This is a genomic window from Streptomyces sp. NPDC043854 (assembly GCF_056436005.1).
This window is the reverse complement of the sequence record NZ_JBWKDK010000021.1, coordinates 64,953-84,061: the sequence shown is the minus strand read 5'-3', so window position 1 is coordinate 84,061 and position 19,109 is coordinate 64,953. Positions and strand designations below refer to the sequence as shown.

The following is a 19,109-nucleotide window of genomic DNA, read 5'->3' as shown; positions in this document are numbered from 1 at the left end:
TCAGAAGCGGGCGGCCGCCAGGTGGTCCGCGGTGGTGGTTCCGGCCCGGTCCCCCGCCGCGCCGTGCGCGCCGACCGCCTCCGGGTCCCGTTCGAGGGACACCTGCGCCGCGATCCGCGCCGCGTGCGCTCTTGCTCCGCGGTGCCCGACAGGGGCCGGGAAACCGTCCGTGCCGTCCATAGACTGGTGTTTTCCGCCCGAGGTGCCAGCGAGGATCCGATCCGTTTCATGACTTCCGAGACAAGCACAGGCCGACGGCGGATCCTCGTGTGGCTGGTACCGGTCCTGTGGACGCTGGCGCTCGGGCTGTGGGGGCTGTCCCGGCAGGACAGCGTGTGGCGCGACGAGGCGGCGACCTGGCAGGTGGCGGCCGGGCGCTCGGCCGGCGAGATAGGGCGGATGCTCGGCAACGTCGATGCCGTGCACGGGCTGTACTACCTGCTGATGCACGGCCTCTTCGAGGTGTTCGGGGCGAGCACGGCGACGCTGCGGCTGCCGTCGGTACTGGCGGTCGCGGGCGCCGCGGCGTGCACGGCGCTGATCGGCCGCCGGCTGGCCGGGTTCTGGGCGGGGCTGGGCGGGGGGCTGGCGCTGCCGCTGCTGCCGGCCGTGCAGTTCTACCTCCAGGAGGGCCGGCCGTACGCGCTGGTCGCGGCCGGGGCGGGGCTGTCGACGCTGCTGTTGGTGTCCCTGGTGTCGGACGGGGCGGACGGGGCGGACGGGCCGGGGCAGCCGGGTGGTGCGGGCGTGCCGGGGCGGCGGGTGTGGCCGCGCTGGACGGCGTACGGGCTGACCGTGCTGGTGTGCGCGCTGCTGAACTGGCTGTCGCTGCTGGTCCTGCCCGCGCACGCCGCGACGCTGTGGTGGTCGGGCGCGGGGCGCGGGGTGTTCGGGCGCTGGGCGGCCGCCGCGGCGGCCGCGGTGGCGGGGGCGCTGCCGCTGATCCTGTTCAGCCGGAGCCAGTCCGACCAGGTGTCGTGGATTCCGCCGCTGACCTGGCACATGATGATCGGCCCCGGGATCCTGCTCGCGATCGGCGGGCTGGGCGCGCGGCTGGACCGGCCGCGGGCGGGTCGGCTGTCGCTCGCGGCGGTGGGCCTGCCGCTGCTGGCGGTCCCGCAGCTGGCGCTGATCGTGATCTCGCTGGTCCAGCCCCTGTTCCTGGACCGGTACGTGCTGTTCAGCCTGGTCGGCCTCGCGCTGCTGATCGGCGCCGCGCTGGGCGCCGCCGTACGGGCCGCCGCGCCCCGGTTCCCGCGGGCGTCGCGGCTGCTGGTGCCGGCCGTGGTCGCGGTGGCGGTGGTGGCGCTGCTGCCGGTGGAGCTGGCCAAGCGGGCTCCGTCGAGCCGGGTCGACGACGTGCTGGCGGTGGCCGGCGAGGTGGCCCGGCTGAAGCGGCCGGGGGACGCCGTGCTGTTCGTCCCGGCGGCCCGCCGGGACACGGCGCTGGTCTCCCCCGGCGCCTTCGCGGGGCTGGCGGACATCGCCCTCGAGCGGGACCCGGTCGCCTCGGCGACGCTCAAGGGGGAGGAGGCGGAGCCGGCGCGGATCAGGGCGGCCCTGCTGCGGCAGCGCCGGGTGCTGCTGGTCACGGACGCGGCGAAGGTGGCCAAGCCTCCGGGGGCGGCGCGGGACGTGGCGAAGGCGGCCGTGCTGAAGGAGCACTTCAGGGTGGTGGAGGACCGTCAGGTGCGGGGCCGCCGGGTGACGGTGTACGAGCGCCGGTAGCCCGGCCGGGGAAGCGGGCCGAGGCGGGGAAGCGGGGCGGGGCGGGGCGGGCCAGGGGGCGGGCCAGAGGCGCGGGCCGGGGGCGGGATTCACAGCTGATTCATATGGAATATCGGGCTCCGTTCATGGTTTCGACGGGGAGGCTCGGAGCATGATCCAGCGCATGCCTCTCCGACCGGCCCGCCGCTCCGCCGTCCGCCGGACCTCCCGGACGCGTGCGGTGCTGGCCGCGATGGCGATCCTGCTGAGCCTGAACATGCCGGATGCCGGGGCGGTTCCGCTGCCGGGCGTGACCGTGCGGGCGGTGCCCGACGCGACCGCGGACCGGATCGGGCCGCTGTTCGCGGGCGGCCTCGACGGGGGCCACTTCTGCACCGCCGCCGTGGTCCGCAGCGACGGCCGCGATGTGATCGCCACGGCCGCGCACTGCCTGGGCGGCGACCCGCAGAACACGGTCTTCGCACCGGGCTACCGCGACGGCAGGGCCCCGTACGGCCTGTGGCGGCTCACCGGCGTGTTCGTGGCGCCGGACTGGACGGACGGCCAGGACCCGGACGCCGACCTGGCCTTCGCCACGGTGGTTCCGGTGGGCGGCGGGCACGGCACGTACGTCGAGGACGCCGTGGGCGGGTTGCCGGTGGCCGCCGACCAGCCCGCCGAGGCGGCGGTGACGATCGTCGGCTACCCGAGCACCGAGGACGCCCCGCTGCGCTGTGCGAACACCACCGCCCTGTACTCCGGGACCCAGCGCCGCATCGACTGCCCCGACCTCAGCGGCGGTACGAGCGGCAGCCCGTGGCTGGTGGACGGGGCCCTGGCCGGGGTGCTCGGCGGCCACGAGGGCGGGGGCACGGACCCGGACGTCTCGTACAGCGCGGTGATGGGCGGCCATGCGGTGGAGCTGTACCGCGAGGCGGCCGACGCGGGCTGAGCTGCGGGCCGAACCGCGGGGCGGAACCGCGGGCGCCGGGGCCCGGCCCGGCCTCGGCGTCGGCCCTGCCCCGGGGCGCCGGGTACGGGGCGCCGGGTACGGGCCGCCGCCCTGGGGCGCCCGGGCTACTCCGGGATGCCCTCCGGCACCCACGCCGGGACTCGGTCCCCGCCCCGCCGGTCCGCCGGGAGCTCCGGCCCCGGGCCGGCCGGGACCTCCGCCGGGAGCCCGCCCGCGGGCGCGAACCAGGTCGGCTCGTCACGCAGGGCCCGGCGGACGCGCTCCAGCCCGAACCGGTCCAGCGGGGGCAGCGCGTCGGGCGCGAACCAGGCCACCTCCAGCGACTCCTCGTCGTTGGCCCGCGCCTCCCCGCCGGTCGCCCGGCAGCGGAAGGTGACGTCCTGGAACTGGCAGACGTCGCCGTTGGGGTAGGTGACGGGCCTGAGCATCTCGACCATCACCACGCGCTCCGGGACGCAGCGCACGGCCGTCTCCTCGTACACCTCGCGCACCGCGGTGTCGGCGGGCTGCTCGCCCGGCTCCGCGATCCCGCCGACCACGGCCCACCGGCCGGTGTCGGAGCGCCGCCCGAGCAGCACGTGACCGCGGTCGTCGAAGACGATCGCGGTCACGGCGGGCAGCAGGAGCAGCCGGTTCCCGGCGTGGGCTCGGATCTCGCGGATGAACTCAGGTGTGGTCATGCCCCGACCATACGAGGCCGACGCCGCCGCACCGCTCAGGCGGCGCTGCGGCGGGCCCGGACCCGGCGTACGAGGACCCCGCCGAAACCGCCGGCTGCCAGCGCGAGCAGCGCGTACTCGGGCAGCGGGCCGAGGCGGGTGGCGGGGGTCTCGGTGGAGCGCAGCGGGATCTCGGCGACCAGCGCGTCCGCGGTGAACATCTCGGTCTGCTGCACGATCCGGCCGTCGGGGCGGATGACCGCGCTGACGCCGCTGGTGACGGGGACGAGGACGGTGCGGCTGTGCTCGACGGCCCGGACCCGGTCCATGGCGAGCTGCTGGTAGGTCATCTGGGTCCGGCCGAACGTGGCGTTGTTGCTCGGTACGGCGATCACCCGGGCGCCCGCGCGGACGGTCGAGCGGACGGCGTCGTCGAAGGCGGCCTCGTAGCAGGTGACCATGCCGATGCCGCTGCCCGCCATATCGAACACCCCCGGCTCCTTGCCGGGGCCGAAGTCGCGCTGCACGCGGTCCACGTCGGCGCTGAAGATCCGGACGAAGGACCGCATCGGGATGCGCTCGCCGAAGGGCTGGATCTTGCGCTTGTCGTAGGTGTCGGTGGGGCCCTTGACCGGGTCCCACAGGATCATCGTGTTGCGGAGCGGGCCGGTCTCGGGGGCCAGTACGGAGCCGATCGCGACGGGCACGCCGATGGCCTTGACCGCGTTGTCGATGACCCGGTGGGCGTCGGGCTGGGTGAACGGGTCGATGTCGGAGGAGTTCTCCGGCCAGACCACGAAGTCGGGCCGGGGGGCGCGGCCGGCCCGGACGTCGTCGGCGAGCTGGATCGTGCGCTTGGCGTGGTTGTCGAGGACGGCGCGGCGCTGGGCGTTGAAGTCGAACCCGGCACGCGGGACGTTGCCCTGGATCACGGCGGCCACGGCGGTGCCGTCCTCGGCCGCGTCGGAGACCAGCGGGCGGGCGGCCAGGGCCGTGCCGAGGGGGGCGGCGACGGCGAGGGCGGCGAGGGCGGCGGCACTGCGGCGGGGGTGGTTGCGGGCGCAGCGCAGGGCCTCGTACAGGCCGAATCCGCACAGGGCGGTGCCGAAGGAGAGCAGCGGGGTGCCGCCGAGGGCGGCGAGCGGGAGGAAGAGCCCGTCGGCCTGTCCGAAGGCGAGCTTGCCCCACGGGAAGCCGCCGAAGGGGGCGCGGGCGCGCAGGGCCTCGCCTGCGGTCCAGACCGCGGCCCCCCACAGCGGCCAGGCGGCGAGCCGGCTGACGAGGGCGGTGCCGAGGGTGGTGAGGCCGACGAGGAGGGCTTCGAGGGCGGCGAGGGCGATCCACGGGACCGGGCCGACGCCCTCGCTGGTCCACACGAGCAGCGGCAGCAGGAAGCCCAGCCCGTGCAGGACGCCCAGGCCGAAGCCGGCGCGGGCGCGGCGGCCGTGGAGGCAGCCGGCGAGGACGGCGAGGGCGAGGGGGGCCAGCCACCACAGGGGGCGGGGCGGGAAGCTGAGGTAGAGCAGCACGCCGGAGGCGGCGGCGAGGGCCGCGCGTACGGCCGCGGCGGCCTGCCGCCGGGGCGGACGGCCGCCCGTTGCGGCGGCTTCGGCTCCGGTGGCGGCTTCCGCTCCGGTGGCGCGGGGCTCTTCGGTGACACTGCTGCTCATCTGGCGGAGTGTACGTGGCCCGTCCGGGCAGGCCCGCACGCGCGGGCCGGGCGGCTGCTTCACCGGGGCGGTGGGCCGGCTGGGGCGGCGGCCCGGGCGGGACGGCGCGCCCGGGCGGGACGGCTCAGCCTGCCAGGGCGCGCAGGTGGGTGCGGATGACACGGACCGCGTTCTCGGCGTCGTCGACGGTGACCGTGAACAGCTTGCCGCCCTCGAGGTGGAGGACGAGGCCCTCGCCGCGGCGGACGACGATGGCGGTGCCCTTCCCGGGGCGCCAGCGGTGTCCCCAGCCGCCCCACTGCTGCGGGGTGATGTGGGGGAGGTACTCGGCGGAGGTGACCTCCACGAGGCGGACCCTGCGGCGGGGCAGCCCGATGTGGCCGCAGCGCACCTCGAGGGCGTTTGCGTCGATGGTGACGGCGACCTGCACGAAGGCGAGGGTGCCGTAGAGGATCAGGACGCCGACGGCGACGCAGCCGATCACCGACATCAGCAGGGGCACGATGCCGGAGCTCCAGGGGGAGTCGACGGCCAGTTCGATGCCGAGGGCCAGGGCGGCCGCCCCGGCCGCGGCCAGGACCCACTGCGCGCGGTTGGTTGCCCGGCCCGTCCACAGCGGACCAGGAGGGTGACCCGTCATGAGTAGCAGCGTACCCACGTTCCGCATGTGCGCCACCGCCTCTCGCCGGCGGCCGGCCCGAGGGGCCCGACCGTCGGGACGGCCGCCCTGCATTGCACCTGTCCGCGTTGCCCCCGGGGTAAACGCAGGTCGGCGGGGCAGGCCCGCCTCAGCCGGGCAGGAGGCCGACGATGGCGTCCCGCTGGGCCGGGCGGCGCACCGTCATGAAGCGGTGCGGGGTCCGCGAGGCGGGGGCGACGCGCCGGGCGGCCCGGCCGGGTTCCCCTTCGTACGCGCGCAGGGCGGCGGGCAGCCCGGCCCGCCGTGGGCGGCGACCGCGCGGGTGAGTGCCTCGGCGTCGAGCAGGGCGGTGCAGGCGCCCTTGCCCAGGTCGTCGGGGGGCATGGCGTGGGCGGCGTCGCCGACCAAGGCGGTGCGCGGCCGTCGGTGAGGGCGGGGAGCGCCGGGTGGAGGTGGCGCATCCGGCGCCTGCTCGGCGCGGCCGGGCTCCCGAAACGGGCCCGCACAGTCCCGCGCCGTCACCCTCGCCATGCACGGGGCCGTGTGGCACCTGCCGGCCGGGGCGCCGGATACCCTGGCCGCGGCCGGGCTCGACGACCTGGAGGCCTTCGCGAGGGATGTGCTGGCCGGCGAATGCCCCGAACCACCCGGGGAGGAACGGTGACATGACCTACCCATTCACCCAAATCGACCGTAACGGCCGCATCGACGGCACCGGCGGTGCGGACGGCGTCGGCCGCACCGATCGGATCGACCGGGTTGATCGGATCGAGCGGATCGATCGGGTTGATCGGATCGACCGCGCCGTCGGGGCCGTGCTCGGCTCGGCCGTGGGCGACGCCCTGGGCGCACCCTACGAGTTCGGGCCCGCGGGGGAACTGAGCGCGCGCGGAGCGGAGATGCGCGGGGGCGGCGGCTGGGATCCGGGCGAGGCGACGGACGACACGCAGATGGCCGTGCTCGTCGGCGAGTCGCTGCTGGAGCACGGCGGCCTCGAACCCCCCGACGTCTTCGAGCGGTTCCGCTGCTGGGCCGCGGCCGGGCCGAAGGACATCGGGCTGCAGACCGAGGCCGTGCTGACCAGCGGCGACCCGTGGGATCTGGCCGCGGCGCTGCACTTTCAGGTGAACGCGCGGGCAGCCGGCAACGGTTCCCTCATGCGGGCGTCGACGTCCGCGGTGTACTTCGCCCCCGCGGGGCGGGAGGCCACCATGGCCGCCGCCCGGCGGATCGCGGCCCTGACCCACGGCGACCCGGCGGCCTGGGAGGGCACGGCCGTCCTGCACGAGCTCGTACGGGTGGGGCTGACCGGCGCCGACCCGCTGGCCTGCGTCCCGGAGGTGCTCGCGGCGGTGGACCCGGAGCAGCGCGAGCGGTACGCCCGGGTCCTCGACCCGGGCTGGCACCCGGGCCTGGCCACGGAGTTCAACGGCGCGGTGTGGCCCTGCCTGGGCTCGGCGGTGTGGGCGCTGCGGACCACGACCGGCTTCGCGCAGGCCGTACGGGCGGCCGTGGACCTGGGCGGGGACACCGACACCGTCGCCGCGGTCACGGGCGCGCTGGCCGGCGTCCGCTACGGACAGGCGGCGATCCCGGCGGAGTGGACGGCCCCGCTGCACGTGCCACTGCCCGGCTTCGGGGACCGAGTACTGGACGCGGACGGGCTGCGCACGCTGGCCCGCAGGCTGGCGGCGGGCCCTGCCGGGCCGTGACGCCGGCGCGGACGCGGACGCGGACGCGGAAAAGTCTCAGCGGTGGACGGGCCCGAGGGCCGCACCCTCCCCGACCAGCAGTCGGCCTTCGGCATAGCCGAGCGCGGCGGCGGGCAGCGCGCCCTCGTCCCCGCTGAGCAGCACGGTCAGCGCTCCGGTGGCGGGCAACCCGGGCTCGGGGGCGGCGCCGATGCGGCGCAGCGCCTGGAGGGCGACGGCTTCGGCGGAACCGTGGTAGGTCAGCTCGGCCCCGCCGGTCCGCTCGGCGAGGGCGGCCCGGATGGCCGCCTCCACGAGCTCGTAGTGCGTGCACCCGAGCACGACGTCGGTGACGTCGGCCGGGGTCAGCTCGGCGGCGGCCGCGACGGCGGCGGCGATGGCCGCCTCGTCCGCCGCCTCGACGGCGTCGGCGAGCCCCGGGCAGGGCACCTCGGTGACGCGCGCCCCGGAGGCGAAGTCACGGATGAGCCCGCGCTGGTAGGGGCTGCCGGTGGTGGCGGGGGTGGCCCAGATCGCCACGCGGCCCCCGGCGGCCGCGGCGGGCTTGATCGCCGGGACGGTGCCGATCACGGGGACCGCGGGCTCCAGCTCCGCCCGGACGGTGGGCAGGGCGTGGACGGTGGCGGTGTTGCAGGCGATGATCAGCGCGTCCGGGCGGAGCACGGCGGCGGCACGGGCGACACCGAGCGCACGCCCGGTGAGGTCCTCGGGGGTACGCGGCCCCCAGGGCATGCCGAGGGGGTCGGAGGACAGGACCAGGTCGACGTCCGGCCGCAGCCGCCTCATCGCGGCGGCAGCCGCGATGAGGCCGATTCCGGAGTCCATGAGCGCGATCTTCACCTGGTCACCTTAATCGACGCGCCCCTTTTCCCACCCCCGACAGTCCCCGTCTGTGCCCTGCGGCACACCCCCGCCGGCCACGCGGCGCCGAACCCGGCAGCATCTTCCGCAGCCGCTCCGCGACACCGCCCACCCGGCCACTGCGGAGGTCGGCAGGCCCCGCTCGACCACGCCGACGCCGTCACCGCACAGCTGGGCGGCGCGGGCGCCCGACGCCCACACCACGGCGACCGGGGAAGAACCGGCGCGGCCAGGCCGACGAAGCCGCAGCAGCCCCGGCCCCGCCCGTCCGGCAGTCGGCGCGCCGGCCGGGACGACGGCCGGGCCTTGCGGGGCACGGCGCGCCGGGGCACGACCCGGGCGGGCGGAGGCGCGGCTCGGGCGGGGTGCGGGACAGGGGGCTTCGGCTTCGGCAGACTGCCCGCATGGGCCTTCTCGGCGCCGCGTGCGCCTCCCTCGCCGCCTGGATCTGGCTGACGCTCGCCCAGGGCATGTTCTGGCGGACCGACGTCCGCCTCCCCCCGCGCACCGCCCCCGCCCGCTGGCCGTCCGTCGCCGTCGTCGTCCCGGCCCGGGACGAGGCCGAGGTGCTCCCGTGCAGCCTCCCCTCCCTCCTCTCCCAGGACTATCCCGGCGAGGCCGAGATCATCCTGGTCGACGACGGCAGTACGGACGGCACCGCCGCGCTCGCCCGCCGCCTGGCCCGCGCGCAGCCCGGGCTGCCGCTCACCGTGGTCTCCCCGGGCGAGCCGGAGCCCGGCTGGACCGGGAAGCTGTGGGCGCTGCGCCACGGCATCGCGTTCGCCCGGACGGCCCGCGCCGCCGAGCCGGAGTACCTCCTGCTCACCGATGCCGACATCGCGCACGAACCGGACAGCCTGCGCGAACTGGTCGCGGCCGCGACGTCCGCCCGCCTCGATCTGGTCTCGCAGATGGCCCGGCTGCGGGTCGCCGGCTTCTGGGAGCGGCTCGTCGTGCCGGCGTTCGTCTACTTCTTCGCCCAGTTGTACCCCTTCCGCCGGATCAACCGCCCCACCGGCCGGACCGCCGCCGCGGCCGGCGGCTGCGTCCTGCTGCGCACCGAGGCGGCGGTCCGGGCCGGCGTACCGGACGCGATCCGGCAGGCCGTCATCGACGACGTCTCCCTGGCCCGCGCCGTCCGGGACTCCGGGGGCCGGATCTGGCTGGGGCTCGCGGAGCGGGTGGACAGCGTGCGCCCGTACCCGGCGCTCGCGGACCTGTGGCGGATGGTCTCGCGCAGCGCGTACGCCCAACTGCGGCACAAGCCGCTGCTGCTGGCGGGGACGGTGGCCGGGCTCGTCCTGGTGTACCTCGTCCCCCCGGCCGCCCTCTTCGCCGGGCTCGCCGCCGGACGCCCCGCGGCCGCCTGGGCCGGGGGCCTCGCCTGGCTGCTGATGGCCGGAACGTACCTGCCGATGCTGCGCTACTACCGGCAGCCGGCGGCGCTCGCGCCACTGCTTCCGCTCACGGCTCTGCTGTACCTGCTGATGACGGTGGATTCGGCCGTGCAGCACTACCGGGGGCGCGGCGCGGCCTGGAAGGGCCGCACCTATGCCCGTCCGAGCGATGCCTGAAACGGCGAATTGCCGCCTCGGTCCGATGTCATCCCAGGTCACCTCGTTGTGACGCTGCGTCAGCGGCAAGTCGGTGCAACACCCAACCGTCAAGCACGAGTAGGGACAAGAGGGTGCGCAAGTGGCGAATCGTGCACGTGAACGTGAAGTGAATGGTGTGGCGCTGACCTGCGAATATGCAGGTCAGGGCGGCATTCGTCACACCTCGCTATGGACCCCGTGAAGCCGTGGGCTTAACTTAGGTCCCATGACCTCCCCCCGCTCCACTTATGGCGGCGGTTACTACTCCGCGCCCTCCTTCCCGGACACTCCCATCTACGACTCGCTCGTGGCGGAACGCGGCACTCCGCAGATCGCCCCGATCCGTGTTCCGGCCCCCTACGATTCGCCGAGCTCCGGCTACTCGAGCGGTGGGTACCTGCCGGCCCTCTCCTCTGCGCTGCCCGCGCTTCCGGCAGCGCTGCCCCCGGCCCCGACGCCTGCGCAGCAGCCGCAGCAGTCCGGTGGCTACGGGTACCCGTATCCGGGCCAGGGCGCGCCCTCCCCGGTGCCCCTGCAGAACGCGCCCGCACCGTACATCCCGCAGCAGCAGCCGGTCGCGGCCCGCGCGGGGTACATGCAGCAGGCGCAGCCACAGCCGCCCCGCCCGGTCGCCGCGGGCACCGGCTACGAGGCGATGCGCCCGGCGGCACCGCGTCCGATGCAGGTGGCGGCGCCGGCCGCGGGCCCCTCGTACGAGGACCCGTACGGCCGCCCGTACCAGGGGCGCGGCTACTGACACACGCGCGGCACGCGTGCGAGCGCTTCACCCTGTGCGCGCGGCATGCGTGCCGGCCCGCCGGTGGGCGGACGCGGACGGCCCCGGTCCTCAGGGGCCGGTTCCGGTCCTGAGGGCCCGGCTCCGGTCCTGACGGGCCGGCCCGGGCCGCCGATTACCCGCTGGGGCGGCCGAGGGGCGCCTGACAGGATGCCCCCATGTCGAACTCGTATGTGCAGGCGCTCCACGTCCATCCCGTCAAGTCGGTGGCGGGGACAGCTCCCGACGAGGTGGTCGTGGAGCCTTGGGGCCTGTCCGCGGACCGGCGCTGGGCTCTGGTCGACACCGAGGGCATGGTCATCACCCAACGCCAGCAGCCGCGCCTGGCGTTGGCCTCGGCGCGTCCGCTGGAGGGAGGCGGCGTCGCGCTGTCGGCGCCGGGCATGGCCGAGCTGGTCGTGGAAGTCCCGGAGCCGGGGCCGCTGGAGCCCGTCGCGGTGTTCGGCAAGAAGGTCGAGCTGGTGGTCGCGGCGCGCGCCGCGGCCGACTGGTTCGGCACGTACCTCGGGGTTCCAGTACGGCTCGTGCACATGGACGACCCTGCCGTACGGCGTCCGGTGGACCCCGACTACGCACTGCCCGGCGAGACGGTGAGCCTCGCCGACGGCTATCCGGTGCTGCTCACCACATTGGCGTCGCTGGACGCGCTCAACTCGCTGATCGCGCAGGGGGACCATCCCGAGGAGGGTCCGCTGCCGATGAACCGGTTCCGTCCCAATGTGGTGGTCGCCGGGGCCGAGGCCTGGGCGGAGGACGGGTGGCGGCGCATCGCGATCGGCGACGCCGTCTTCCGCGGGGCGCGGGAGTGCGGGCGGTGCATCGTCACCACGACCGACCAGAGGACGGCGGAGCGCGGCAAGGAGCCGCTGAAGACCCTGGCCCGGCACCGGCGGATCGGCAAGTCGCTGGCGTTCGGGCGGCAGCTGGTGCCGGTGCGGACGGGAACCGTGCGCGTCGGCGACGAGGTCCGCGTCCTGGAGTGACTCTCCCGGAATGACACCTTCGGGGGGCTCTGGCGGATCCCTGGAACCAACCGTCGCGAGAAGGCCGTTGGATCATCCGGAACGTGCCTGAGGCAGACGGAGGCAGGGGGTGCCGGACCGTGTGGACAGCAATGGGTGTGTGGCGTTGGCGGCGCAATCCGCTGCGCCGGCCGACTGATCTCTTCGAGGCGTGGGTGTCGTTCGCCGCGCTGGTGTGCGTCCTGCTGGTGGCCCCGGCCGTCGGCTGTGTGACGGGCCTGCGGGTGGACGGCACGCTGCAGCGGGCCGCGCGCGAACAGCGGCAGGAGCGGTATCTCGTCCCGGCGGTGGTGGTCCGGCCGGCCGCCGCCGAGGCGCCCGAGGGCGCGGGCGGCGAGCCGGCTCCGCAGCGGCAGGCCCCGCAGCGTACGCAGATCGTGGCGTCCTGGACCGCGCCGGACGGCAGCAGCCACCAGGGGACGGTGCCGGCGGCCGAGGAACCGCCGCGGGCGGGCGACCGGTTCCGGATATGGACCGACCTGCGCGGGCGTCTCGTGACCCGTCCGCTCGACCCAGGCTCCGCCAGCGCGCACGCGGCGGTCGTGGGCCTGGCCGCCGCCGCCAGCGCCGCGGCGCTGGCGGAGACCGCCCGCAGGCTCGTCGTACGCAGGCTCGTGCACCGGCGGTACATACTCCTGGACCGGGCCTGGGCCGCGGCGGGACCGGACTGGGGCCGGGCGGGCGCAGGCAGTTGAGCCGGCCTCCCATCGGCTCCCCGCGCGCTACGGTGGAGCGGCCGGAGCGGTTGGCGTCAGCCGCAGCGGGCGGCTCCGGCGGGTTCAGCCGGTTCGGCCGGTTCGGCAGGGCGAGGACGAGAACGAGGGCGGGGGCACGACAGCACCATGGCACAGGGCACGGTCCAGCTGACGCACGGCGGGTCTTCGCGGTGGCGGCGCCGCTCGGGTGAGTATCCGACGCTGGCCGCCGCGCTCGCCGCAGCGGGCGACGGGGACGTGCTGACCCTCGCTCCCGGCACCTACCGGGAGAACCTGGTGCTGCACCACGCCGTCACGCTGCGCGGGCCCGAGGGTGCGCCGGGGTCGGTGCGGATCGCCCCGCCGGACGGGGTCGCGCTCACCCTGCGCGCCTCGGCCGTGGTCCAGGACCTGCACCTGGAGGGCCAGGACCGGGCCGCCCCCGCCCTGCTCGTCGAGGCGGGCGCCCCGGAGCTGGCAGGCCTGCAGGTGAGCACGCGCTCGGCAGCCGGCATCGAGGTGCGCGGCGGGGCCCGGCCGCTGGTGCGCCGGTGCACGGTGGAGAACCCGACGGGCGTCGGGATCGCCGTACTGGACGGCGGCGGCGGGGTGTTCGAGGAGTGCGAGGTCGTCTCCGCCGGCCAGGCGGGGGTCTCCGTCCGCGGGGGCGGTCATCCGCGTCTGGAGCGGTGCCGGATCCACCACGCCGCGGGCGCGGGCATCGCCGTCACCGGCGAGGGCTCGGGGCTGGAGGCGCTGGGCTGCGAGGTGTTCGAGATCAAGGGGACGGGTGTGCAGATCGCCGCCCGTGCGGCGGCCCGCCTCACCGACTGCGCAGTGCACCGCACCACGGCCGACGGGGTCACCCTCGACACGGACGCCGTCCTCGACCTCTCCGGCTGCGACATCCACGACATCCCGGAGAACGCCGTGGACCTGCGGGCCCGTTCGGTGCTCACCCTCGCCCGCACCACCGTGCACCGCTTCGGCCGCAACGGGCTGTCGGTGTGGGATCCGGGCACCCGGGTCGAGGCCGAGTCCTGCGAGATCCACGACAGCACGGGCGACTATCCCGCAGTGTGGATCAGCGACGGGGCCACCGTCTCGCTGAACGGCTGCCGGGTGCACGACGTGCCCGACGCGGTGTTCGTACTGGACCGGGGCTCGCGGGCGGACGTGGTCGACAGCGACCTGTTCCAGGTGCGCAACACGGCCGTGTCGGTGAGCGACGGGGCGACCGCGCAGGTCGAGGACTGCCGGATCCGGGAGGCGGGAACCGGTGCCTGGTTCCGCGACCACGGCAGCGGCGGCACCCTGGCCGACTGCACGGTCGACACCGTCCAGACCGGGGTGATCGTCACCAAGGGGGCCGATCCCTCGGTCCGGCGGTGCACGGTCGCCTCCCCTGCCGAGGCCGGGTTCTACGTGTCGGCCGGCGGCCGTGGAAGCTTCGACTCCTGCCGGGTGACCGGCAGCTCCGGCTTCGGCTTCCACATCCTCGACGGCTGCCGGGCCACCCTGACCCGCTGCCACACCGAGCGCTGCGTGCGCGGGGGTTACGAGTTCGCCGAGGACGGCCCGGTCGCCGAGGGCTGCACCTCCGACGAGTCCGCGTCCCGGCCCGCCGCCCGGCCGGGCGCCGGCGGCGCGCCCGCCGGGGAGGGGCTGAGCGTCCGTACGCTCACGGGGCAGCGCGGCGGAGCGGCGCCGGCTCACGCGGGTCCGGCCGTGCCGGCCGCGGCAGCACCAGCGGCGGCGTCCGGAGCGCGCCCGGCGGTCGGGGCCGACCGGAGTACGGCGGAGCTCCGCGGGTCCGGAGAGGTCCTGGAACGGCTCGAAGCGCTGGTCGGCCTGGAGAGCGTCAAGCGCGAGGTGCGCGCGCTCACCGACATGATCGAGGTGGGGCGGCGCCGGCAGCAGGCCGGCCTGAAGGCCGCCTCGGTGCGCCGCCATCTGGTCTTCACCGGCTCCCCCGGCACGGGCAAGACCACGGTGGCCCGGCTCTACGGGGAGATCCTCGCCTCGCTCGGCGTCCTGGAACGCGGCCACCTGGTCGAGGTGTCGCGCGTGGACCTGGTCGGCGAGCACATCGGGTCGACGGCGATCCGCACCCAGGAGGCGTTCGAACGGGCCCGCGGCGGGGTGCTGTTCATCGACGAGGCGTACGCGCTGGCGCCGGAGGACTCGGGCCGGGACTTCGGGCGCGAGGCGATCGACACGCTCGTGAAGCTGATGGAGGACCACCGGGACGCGGTCGTGGTGATCGTCGCCGGGTACACGGAGGAGATGGACCGCTTCCTCACCGTGAACCCGGGGGTGGCCTCCCGGTTCTCGCGGACCATCACCTTCGGCGACTACGGGCCCCAGGACCTGCTGCGGATCGTGGAGCAGCAGGCGGAGGAGCACGAGTACCGGCTCCGCGAGGGCACGGCCGAGGCGCTGCTGACGTACTTCACGGAGCTGCCGAAGGGCCCGGCGTTCGGCAACGGCCGTACCGCGCGGCAGACGTTCGAGGCGATGGTCGAGCGGCACGCGGGGCGGGTGGCGCACCTGGCGGACGCGGGGACGGACGAGCTCACTCTGCTGTTTCCGGAGGATCTGCCGGCGCTGCCGGCTCCGTGCTGACCCTGGGCGCCGGCACGCCGGGCACGGACCGGGTGTCCGCGGCAGCCGACAGGCTCGGCCGGTCCGGTGTGGCCGGCTCGTCGGGTGCGGCCAACCGGTCCGGCGCGGCCGGCTGGTCGGGGGCCTTCCGCAGGCCCGGTCCGGGCGGGCCGGCCAAGCGGGCGAGGAGGGCGTCGCGTTCGGCCGCGAAGGCCGGGTCGGACGGGTAGTCGAAGTGCCCCAGGACGGGCGCGGGCAGCGGGTGCCGCGCGCTGCGCCCGTAGGCGAGCGGGTCGGCGAGCGGGCCCCGGTCCACGTCCTCGGCGGGATCGGCGATGACCGGACCGCCGATCGGGTCGGTGGCCCGCCACAGGTTGCGCCAGCAGTCGACCTGCCGGTGCAGGGCCGTCAGGGGGCCGGGGCCGAAGTAGGCCGGGAACCAGCACCCGTAGAGTCGGCGCAGCGGGGACCCGTACGTGAGGAGGGCGACGCGGCGGCGCGCGTGCGGCGGGAGCTGCCAGACGGCGGCCGCCGCGAGGACACTGCCCTGGGAATGCCCGGAGATCACCAGGCGGCCCCCGGTGCGGCCGGTCCACGCGGTCATCCGCCAGGTCAGGTCGGGCACGGCGCGCTCGGCGTAGCAGGGCGGGGCGAAGGGGTGGGCGGCGCGCGGCCAGAAGGTTCCGACGTCCCACAGCACGCCGATGGTGCGGCGGGCTGCGGGATCCCGGTAGGCACGGCGGCCCCAGGTGACGAAGAGGAGGAATCCGAAGCCGATCAGCCAGGAGCCGGCGTCCTGTGCCGCGCGGGCGGCGGTTTCCAGGAGCGGGTGGCTGCCGCGGGCGGCTTCGCCGGGAACCCGTCCGCTCAGCCACGCCCCGGCCAGGGCGCCCGCCCCGAGCAGCAGGGTGACCCCGGAGACGGCGGCGACGAACCAGGGCGCGGAGTCGGTGAGCGCGGCGGCGGCCCGGGCTCCGGCGATGCGGCGGCTGCGGTCCGCGTCCGGGGTCTCCCCCGGGTACTCGGCGGCGACCCAGGCGGCGAGACGCCGCCGGTGGCGGGCGCCGCGCACCGCGAACACGGCGGCGAGCAGCGCCAGTACGAGGAGCAGCGGGGGCAGGACGGCGGCCTGCCAGGACAGCAGCACGGGCGGAACGGGCGGGGTGGCTCCGCCGCCGAGCCGGCCGGCGACCCACTGGGCGACCCCGCCGGACATCACGCCGCCGAGCGCGCAGCCGAGCATGGCGATGGCGGGCCCGCCGAGTCCGCGCAGGGCGGTCGCCCCGTCGGGGGCGAGGCGGTACAGGCGTACGGCGACGACGGCGAGGGCGAGGACGAGGACGCCCTGGCCGAGCATGAGCAGCCCGAACGCGAAGTCGCCGGGCAGCCGGCCGGAGGAGGCCCAGCCGGGGCGTGACCAGGAGGCGTGGAGCAGCACGGCGGCGAGCAGGGCGAGGGCGGCACCGGGCAGCAGGGTGACGGCGGCCCGGTCGAGGCGGTGGTCGGCCCGGACCTCGGTACGGCCGCGCCGGCAGACGACCCAGGCGACGGCGGCGGCCCCGGCGGCGAGCAGCACCTCCAGGGCCCAGCCGAGGGCTTCGAGGGCCGGGGTGCCGGCGCGGCGGTCGTAGCGGGCGGCGGGTGCGGCGACCGCGGCGGCGACGGTGAGCAGCCCGGCGGCGGTATGCGCGGCACGCAGCCGGGCCACGATCCGCCGCCCGTACCAGAACCCGGGCCGGCCGAGGGCGGGCGCGGGAGCGAACGCGGCGGCGGGGTCGGGGGCGGCGGGCACGGTGGCGGCGGGGTCGGGCCCCGGGGCGGCTGCTCCGGCTGCCTCCTGGGGCGGGGTCTGGGACTCGTACGCGCTCCACGTCCGGTTCGACAGGAACCACAGCAGCCCGGTCAGCGCGGCCGGGACCAGGGCGCCGAGCGCGAGCCGCCGCCCGGGCTGGCCCCACCAGCCGCCGGGCTCCGCGAACCGCAGCCAGGAGCGGGAGGCCGTGCAGGCGGCGTTGCCCGCGCACTGCCAGGCGAGGAGGTCGAGGGCGACCTCGCAGGCGGCCGCGATCAGCAGCAGGGTGAGGCTGAGGGCGAGGAGCCGGACGAGCACCCCGTACGCCCGGACCGCGCGGGGCGGCGGCTCGCCCTCGGGAGCCGGCGGCGCGGCGGGCCGGGCCCAGTGGGCGAGGTTGACCACCATGAAGGGCAGGAGCAGCAGCCACAGGGCGCGGGAGCCGTTGCCGGAGGTGAGCCGGGACCAGCAGTAGGCCTCGACCACGGGCCGGCCGGCGTACCGCTCGGGGTGGGCTTCGGCATCGGCGTCGGCGGCGCGTCGGAACACGGCGGCGGTCGCGTCGCCGGTGACCCGGACCGTGCGCGGGTCGTCGAGCAGTTCCTCGGGGGCAGCGCCGTGGACTCCGTGGACGCGGAGTTCGAGGGCCGGGGGCCGCGGCGGGGTGAGGAGTTCGAGGGCGAGGGGGTGCGGGGGCTGGGGGATGTCCGGCACGGCGGCCTCCGCTCGCGGGGCGGGATCAGCGCAGGTCCTGCATCCAGCATCCCGCGCGCCGAAGCGCACGCATAGCCCCTGTACGGGCGATCCGCGCACGGGCGCACCGCAGGTGCCTGACGGATCCTCAACTACCCTTCGGGCGCAAGCGCCACCCTCCGGCACGCCGCACCCGCACCCGCACCCGCACCCGCACCCGCACCCGCACCCAGGAGTTACCCGCACGGCTCGCCGACTCCGCCCGGTGGGCCTGGACTTCACCGAGACCGCCCCGGTCCGCCTCACCTTCGAGGCCCTGACGATCGCGGACGGGCGCCACCCGGCCGCAGGACCACCCACGGCCCGACGACCGGGCGTCGGACCGGGCGTCAGCCGGGGGTCATGCGCCCGGCTCGCGCCAGACGCCGGTCGCCAGCATGCTCTCGACGGTCTCGGCGTACGGGGCGATGTCCAGGCCCTGCGCGGCGACCCACTCGTCCGAGTAGTACTTGTCGAGGTAGCGGTCGCCCGGGTCGCAGAAGAGGGTGACGACGCTGCCCGTACGCCCCTCGGCCACCATCTCCGAGATGATCTTCAGTGCGCTCCACACGCCCGTACCGGTGGAGCCGCCCGCCTTGCGCCCGATGGCCTGCTCCAGGGCACGGCACGCGGCGATGCTCGCCGCGTCCGGCACCTTCATCATCCGGTCTATGGCGCCCGGCACGAAGCTCGGCTCCATCCGCGGCCGCCCGATGCCCTCGATGCGCGAGCCGCAATCGCTGCTCGCGTGCGGGTCGTTGTTGGTCCAGCCGTCGAAGAAGCAGGAGTTCTCCGGGTCCGGGACGCAGACGCGGGTGTCGTACTGCATGTAGTGGACGTAGCGGGCGATGGTCGCCGAGGTGCCGCCGGTTCCGGCCGTCGCCACGATCCACGCGGGCTCCGGATACCGCTCCAGGCGCAGCTGCTGGTATATCGACTCCGCGATGTTGTTGTTGCCCCGCCAGTCCGTCGCCCGCTCCGCGTAGGTGAACTGGTCCATGTAGTGGCCGCCGGTGCGGGCTGCGAGGTCCGCCGACTCCTCGTACATCTTCATCGGGTCGTCCACGAAGTGGCATTCGCCGCCGTGGAATTCGATCAGCCGGCACTTCTCCCGGCTGGTCGTGCGCGGCATGACCGCGATGAACGGGACGCCGATCAGCTTGGCGAAGTACGCCTCGGAGACGGCCGTCGAGCCGGACGAGGCCTCGATGACGGGGCGGCCGGGGCGGATCCAGCCGTTGCAGAGGGCGTACAGGAACAGCGAGCGCGCGAGGCGGTGCTTGAGGGAGCCGGTGGGGTGCGTGGACTCGTCCTTGAGGTAGAGGTCGATGCCCCATTCCTCGGGGAGCGGGAAGCGCAGCAGGTGGGTGTCGGCGGAGCGGTTCGCGTCGGCCTGCACCTTGCGGACGGCTTCTTTCAGCCAGGAGCGGTACTCCGCGTCGCTGCGGTCGACGTCAATCGTCGTAGCCGTCGTACCGGAGGTACGGGTGGTGCTCATGCGCCTTGCTCCTTCGTGCGTTCCTTGCCCCCTGCTTTCGCAATGTACCTCTCCCACCTGCACAAACAGTCGCTTTGAGTATCTATGCGGATCGCTTTCGATCGCGTTCGGTTGCATCGCCGGGCACCGTGGGTGACCCTGGTGGGGCATTAC

14 protein-coding genes and 2 pseudogenes are annotated in these 19,109 nt (G+C 75.7%); 9 read left to right on the top strand and 7 right to left on the bottom strand.

Annotated features, from left to right (window positions below):
- Positions 1–228: 228 nt before the first annotated feature.
- Both AC068A_RS20435 and AC068A_RS20430 read left to right on the top strand, forming a co-directional pair.
- A complete protein-coding gene (locus AC068A_RS20435; protein ID WP_478586756.1) occupies positions 229–1,728 on the top strand; it encodes a glycosyltransferase family 39 protein in 1,500 nt (499 codons plus the stop codon).
- Between the two features lie 163 nt (positions 1,729–1,891).
- Positions 1,892–2,659, top strand: a complete 768-nt coding sequence (locus AC068A_RS20430) for a trypsin-like serine peptidase (RefSeq protein WP_478586754.1) — start codon at positions 1,892–1,894, stop codon at positions 2,657–2,659.
- A 233-nt stretch (positions 2,660–2,892) separates the two neighbouring features.
- On the opposite strand, the pseudogene AC068A_RS20425 reads toward AC068A_RS20430, so the two are convergent.
- The 4 genes and pseudogenes from AC068A_RS20425 to AC068A_RS20410 all read right to left on the bottom strand — a co-directional run.
- Positions 2,893–3,360: pseudogene (locus AC068A_RS20425) on the bottom strand (NUDIX hydrolase); the annotation flags it as partial.
- A 35-nt stretch (positions 3,361–3,395) separates the two neighbouring features.
- On the bottom strand, positions 3,396–5,009 hold the full coding sequence (lnt, locus tag AC068A_RS20420; RefSeq protein WP_478586752.1) for an apolipoprotein N-acyltransferase: 1,614 nt from the start codon (positions 5,007–5,009) through the stop codon (positions 3,396–3,398).
- Between the two features lie 124 nt (positions 5,010–5,133).
- Positions 5,134–5,649: a hypothetical protein gene (locus AC068A_RS20415; RefSeq protein WP_478586750.1), complete on the bottom strand. Its 516-nt coding sequence runs from the start codon at positions 5,647–5,649 to the stop codon at positions 5,134–5,136.
- Between the two features lie 148 nt (positions 5,650–5,797).
- Positions 5,798–6,134: pseudogene (locus AC068A_RS20410) on the bottom strand (FAD-dependent oxidoreductase); the annotation flags it as partial.
- 44 nt (positions 6,135–6,178) lie between these two features.
- Here AC068A_RS20410 and AC068A_RS20405 point away from each other — a divergent pair.
- Together AC068A_RS20405 and AC068A_RS20400 are read left to right on the top strand one after the other, a co-directional pair.
- Positions 6,179–6,313 (top strand): hypothetical protein, encoded by a 135-nt coding sequence (locus tag AC068A_RS20405; RefSeq protein ID WP_478586748.1) that lies wholly within the window; start codon positions 6,179–6,181, stop codon positions 6,311–6,313.
- 1 nt (position 6,314) lies between these two features.
- A complete protein-coding gene (locus AC068A_RS20400) occupies positions 6,315–7,361 on the top strand; it encodes an ADP-ribosylglycohydrolase family protein (protein ID WP_478586747.1) in 1,047 nt (348 codons plus the stop codon).
- A 36-nt stretch (positions 7,362–7,397) separates the two neighbouring features.
- Here AC068A_RS20400 and AC068A_RS20395 read toward each other — a convergent pair whose 3' ends face one another.
- Positions 7,398–8,201, bottom strand: coding sequence for a glutamate racemase (locus AC068A_RS20395; RefSeq protein ID WP_478586746.1), 804 nt, complete (start codon positions 8,199–8,201; stop codon positions 7,398–7,400).
- Positions 8,202–8,626: 425 nt separating this feature from the next.
- Between AC068A_RS20395 and AC068A_RS20390 the strand changes: the two genes are divergently transcribed.
- From AC068A_RS20390 to AC068A_RS20370, 5 genes are all read left to right on the top strand, one after another.
- Positions 8,627–9,796 carry a glycosyltransferase gene (locus AC068A_RS20390; RefSeq protein WP_478586745.1) on the top strand — a complete coding sequence of 390 codons (1,170 nt, stop codon included), beginning with the start codon at positions 8,627–8,629 and terminating at the stop codon, positions 9,794–9,796.
- 247 nt (positions 9,797–10,043) lie between these two features.
- Positions 10,044–10,574 (top strand): DUF6643 family protein, encoded by a 531-nt coding sequence (locus AC068A_RS20385; RefSeq protein WP_478586744.1) that lies wholly within the window; start codon positions 10,044–10,046, stop codon positions 10,572–10,574.
- Between the two features lie 197 nt (positions 10,575–10,771).
- A complete protein-coding gene (locus AC068A_RS20380; RefSeq protein ID WP_478586743.1) occupies positions 10,772–11,596 on the top strand; it encodes an MOSC domain-containing protein in 825 nt (274 codons plus the stop codon).
- A gap of 131 nt (positions 11,597–11,727) precedes the next feature.
- Positions 11,728–12,330: an Rv1733c family protein gene (locus AC068A_RS20375; RefSeq protein WP_478586741.1), complete on the top strand. Its 603-nt coding sequence runs from the start codon at positions 11,728–11,730 to the stop codon at positions 12,328–12,330.
- Positions 12,331–12,477: 147 nt separating this feature from the next.
- The gene (locus AC068A_RS20370; RefSeq protein WP_478586739.1) at positions 12,478–14,955 is read left to right on the top strand and encodes a right-handed parallel beta-helix repeat-containing protein; all 2,478 of its coding nucleotides are present in this window, start codon (positions 12,478–12,480) and stop codon (positions 14,953–14,955) included.
- Here the strand turns inward: AC068A_RS20370 and AC068A_RS20365 are convergent.
- Positions 14,906–17,440 (bottom strand): hypothetical protein, encoded by a 2,535-nt coding sequence (locus tag AC068A_RS20365; protein WP_478586737.1) that lies wholly within the window; start codon positions 17,438–17,440, stop codon positions 14,906–14,908. The genes AC068A_RS20370 and AC068A_RS20365 overlap by 50 nt on opposite strands.
- A gap of 379 nt (positions 17,441–17,819) precedes the next feature.
- Complete coding sequence (locus AC068A_RS20360) at positions 17,820–18,956, bottom strand: PLP-dependent cysteine synthase family protein (RefSeq protein ID WP_478586735.1); 1,137 nt, start codon at positions 18,954–18,956, stop codon at positions 17,820–17,822.
- Between the last annotated feature and the right edge of the window lie 153 nt (positions 18,957–19,109).

What these genes read in the sequence shown, in the direction of transcription:
- AC068A_RS20435 (WP_478586756.1), top strand. Translation starts at nt 229, where the DNA reads ATGACTTCCGAGACAAGCACAGGCCGACGGCGGATCCTCGTGTGGCTG.
- AC068A_RS20430 (WP_478586754.1), top strand. Translation starts at nt 1,892, where the DNA reads ATGCCTCTCCGACCGGCCCGCCGCTCCGCCGTCCGCCGGACCTCCCGG.
- lnt (WP_478586752.1), bottom strand. Translation starts at nt 5,009, where the DNA reads ATGAGCAGCAGTGTCACCGAAGAGCCCCGCGCCACCGGAGCGGAAGCC.
- AC068A_RS20415 (WP_478586750.1), bottom strand. Translation starts at nt 5,649, where the DNA reads ATGACGGGTCACCCTCCTGGTCCGCTGTGGACGGGCCGGGCAACCAAC.
- AC068A_RS20405 (WP_478586748.1), top strand. Translation starts at nt 6,179, where the DNA reads ATGCACGGGGCCGTGTGGCACCTGCCGGCCGGGGCGCCGGATACCCTG.
- AC068A_RS20400 (WP_478586747.1), top strand. Translation starts at nt 6,315, where the DNA reads ATGACCTACCCATTCACCCAAATCGACCGTAACGGCCGCATCGACGGC.
- AC068A_RS20390 (WP_478586745.1), top strand. Translation starts at nt 8,627, where the DNA reads ATGGGCCTTCTCGGCGCCGCGTGCGCCTCCCTCGCCGCCTGGATCTGG.
- AC068A_RS20385 (WP_478586744.1), top strand. Translation starts at nt 10,044, where the DNA reads ATGACCTCCCCCCGCTCCACTTATGGCGGCGGTTACTACTCCGCGCCC.
- AC068A_RS20380 (WP_478586743.1), top strand. Translation starts at nt 10,772, where the DNA reads ATGTCGAACTCGTATGTGCAGGCGCTCCACGTCCATCCCGTCAAGTCG.
- AC068A_RS20375 (WP_478586741.1), top strand. Translation starts at nt 11,728, where the DNA reads ATGGGTGTGTGGCGTTGGCGGCGCAATCCGCTGCGCCGGCCGACTGAT.
- AC068A_RS20370 (WP_478586739.1), top strand. Translation starts at nt 12,478, where the DNA reads ATGGCACAGGGCACGGTCCAGCTGACGCACGGCGGGTCTTCGCGGTGG.
- AC068A_RS20360 (WP_478586735.1), bottom strand. Translation starts at nt 18,956, where the DNA reads ATGAGCACCACCCGTACCTCCGGTACGACGGCTACGACGATTGACGTC.